Origin of the sequence: Marinobacter sp. UBA2498 (assembly GCF_002341575.1) — a bacterium.
GTDB lineage: Bacteria > Pseudomonadota > Gammaproteobacteria > Pseudomonadales > Oleiphilaceae > Marinobacter > Marinobacter manganoxydans.
The window spans coordinates 2,514-2,951 of sequence record NZ_DDOI01000021.1 but is presented as its reverse complement, the minus strand read 5'-3'; the positions used below and the strand labels follow the sequence as shown (position 1 = coordinate 2,951).

The 438-nt window shown below is 51.1% G+C and carries 1 protein-coding gene and 1 pseudogene; one reads left to right on the top strand and one right to left on the bottom strand.

Annotated elements, in window-relative coordinates; translation table 11 throughout:
• Positions 1–80, bottom strand: a pseudogene (locus B2W52_RS22210) (peptidylprolyl isomerase); the annotation flags it as partial.
• A gap of 138 nt (positions 81–218) precedes the next feature.
• Between B2W52_RS22210 and B2W52_RS02040 the strand changes: the two are divergent.
• Positions 219–438 (top strand): glutamate--tRNA ligase family protein (locus B2W52_RS02040; protein ID WP_286801097.1); only part of this gene is annotated, 220 nt, incomplete at its 3' end.

The window sequence follows — 438 nt, the reverse complement described above, 5'->3', positions numbered from 1 at the left end:
AAGTTTTTGGCGGTTTCCGGTGCCTTGTCGTAGTCCAGTTCCAGCTTGATGTCACCGTAGTTGGTTTTCAGCAGAATCATCAGGTTTTCCTGTTCAGAAAGGTTAGGTACGTTAACGGCCCCATTGTACTCAAGACTTTCCCGCTATGCATGAGTCCGGAAAGGATTTGTGAGTATAATACGCGGTTTAAGATTCACTCCCCTTTTAACAGAGATTGTATGAGCGCCGAGTCGAAGAAAGCCCACAACTTTATCCAGAGCCTGATCGAAGACGCCATCGCCAGCGGAGAGCACACCGGCAAGGTGGTCACCCGATTCCCGCCGGAGCCCAATGGCTACCTGCATATTGGTCACGCCAAATCGATCTGCCTGAACTTTGGCATCGCCGAGACCTTTTCCGGCGACTGTAACCTTCGGTTTGACGACACCAACCCGGAAA